The 2,166-nt window shown below is 41.9% G+C and carries 2 protein-coding genes; one reads left to right on the top strand and one right to left on the bottom strand.

The features are described from left to right. A partial coding sequence (locus QZY09_RS10250) for a sigma-70 family RNA polymerase sigma factor (protein WP_295672042.1) occupies positions 1-388 on the bottom strand: 388 nt, incomplete at its 3' end. A gap of 156 nt (positions 389-544) precedes the next feature. Here QZY09_RS10250 and QZY09_RS10245 point away from each other — a divergent pair. Next, the gene (locus QZY09_RS10245) at positions 545-1,996 is read left to right on the top strand and encodes an alpha-L-fucosidase (RefSeq protein ID WP_295672040.1); all 1,452 of its coding nucleotides are present in this window, start codon (positions 545-547) and stop codon (positions 1,994-1,996) included. Positions 1,997-2,166 lie beyond the last annotated feature (170 nt).

The raw sequence follows: 2,166 nt of genomic DNA, 5'->3' as shown, positions 1-2,166 counted from the left end.
CATCTTCCATATACAGGCATACCAATGCTTTTTCTACCTTATTTAATTGTTTTACAGCCTTGTAAAATAAAGACAACTGCTCTTCTTTTTCTTCCGACGCAGATAGCTCTTCGGCTATTTCATATTGGTGCGGCAGGGGCCCATTGTCGGGCCGGCGTTTTTGTTTTTTAAAAAAAGCGATGGCCGTATTAAGCGCCACCCTGTACATCCAGGTGCTGAATTTACTTTCGCCCCTGTACGAATCGAAAGCAAGCCACAATTGCAATGTCATTTCCTGTATCAGGTCGTCACGGTCTTCCAGGTCGTCCTGGTAAATTTTGGCGATTTTAAACAGGATCCCCTTGTTTTCTTCAATCAGCTGCAGAAAGCGGGTTTGTTTATTATCCATTTTTAAATTTGTGACGTAATATTATTGCTTTTATACCCAATAGGTATCTTCTTTTAATATTTGTTACAGAGGTATCGCAATTTTTTTATTTTTACATCAGCACAGCACCAGCCTTTAATAAATACCCCATTGTTTACGGGATAAATTCAAAAGATCATGAGGATATCAAAAGTTATCATTGCCTATTTTATTACTTCTTTTCTATTAATAACAAGCTTAAGAGCCCAGGACAGGTACCAGGCCACCTGGGAGTCCTTATCAAGATATAAAACAGCTGAATGGTTCCGTGATGCCAAGTTCGGGATATTTATCCATTGGGGCGTTTATTCTGTTCCGGCTTTTGGGTCTGAGTGGTATCCGCGGCAAATGTATCTGGCCGGGTCGGATGAGTATAAGCAACATATTGCCACTTACGGCCCGCAAAGCAAATTCGGTTATAAGGATTTTATTCCCATGTTTAAGGCCGAAAAGTTTGACCCGGCGGCATGGGTTGCGCTATTCAAAAAAGCAGGCGCAAAATACGTGGTGCCGGTGGCCGAGCATCACGACGGTTTTGCCATGTATAAAACGTCCTTATCTAAATGGAATGCTTTTGATATGGGCCCGCATCGGGATGTGGTTGGCGAATTGGCAGTCGAAATAAAAAAACAGGGGCTCATCTTCGGTCTTTCATCTCATCGTATTGAGCATTGGTGGTTTTTTAATGGTGGTAAAAAGTTTGACTCAGATGTGCTCGATCCTAAATACGATGCTTATTACGGCCCCGCCCATGAAGAAAACGAAAGCATGTCGCCTGAGTATATGAACGACTGGATGATGCGCGATATGGAGCTTGTAAATAACTATCAGCCCCAGTTGGTTTGGTTTGATTGGTGGATAGAACAACCCGCCCTGAGTCCCTATAAAAAATCCTTCGCCGCTTTTTACTACAATAAAGCAACGGACTGGAATAAGGAAGTGGTGATCAATTATAAAAACACCGCTTTTCCGGAGAATACAGCGGTATTGGATATTGAACGCGGGAAACAGGGCGAAATAAGACCTTTGCCATGGCAAACCGATGATGCTATTGGCAACCAGTCGTGGGGCTATACTACTAACAATACGTTTAAGGATGCGCGTTATGTGGTAACCAATTTGATAGATATTGTGAGTAAGAATGGCAACCTGTTATTAAATATAGGCCCAAAATCCGACGGCACCATTACCGACCAGGAAACCCAGGTTTTATTGGGAACCGGAAAATGGCTCGATGTAAACGGCCCTGCAATTTACGGCACCCGTCCATGGGGAATTTATGGTGAGGGTCCAACCAAATCAGCCAGCGGCGCATTTGCTGATCAGAAGGATCCCTTTACCTGGCGGGATGTGCGGTTTACCATTAAAGGTGATACACTATTTGTAACAGCATTAGGATTGCCTGACGCTCAATTGAGTATAAAAGCCTTATCCATCAAATCAGGCAACGGAAAAATAGCATCTGTTAAAATGCTCGGCAGCAACCAAAAAGTTAACTGGAAACAAAAGGATGATGCACTGTTAATCGAGCCTTCAAAGACCTATCCTTCCGAATATGCAGTAAGTTATGCGGTGTTGTTTGGTCAATAGTTTCGGGTCAACCATAAATTTACCAATCGTTAATCTACAAGTTCATTGAACGGAAACAAGCACAAAAAGGGTTTACAAAGGGTTTACATAATTTAGGGTTTGCATTTTGTAAATATCTAATAATGAGTTATTTATGTGTTTACACATTAAAACAGGGTTTACACTATTTT

Origin of the sequence: uncultured Mucilaginibacter sp. (genome assembly GCF_903913935.1) — a bacterium.
Classification (GTDB): domain Bacteria; phylum Bacteroidota; class Bacteroidia; order Sphingobacteriales; family Sphingobacteriaceae; genus Mucilaginibacter.
The sequence above is the reverse complement of the archived record's forward strand: the minus strand, read 5'-3'. Positions and strand labels throughout refer to the sequence as shown.

Coding starts and splice junctions, on each gene's coding strand:
- QZY09_RS10245 (WP_295672040.1), top strand. CDS start 545: ATGAGGATATCAAAAGTTATCATTGCCTATTTTATTACTTCTTTTCTA.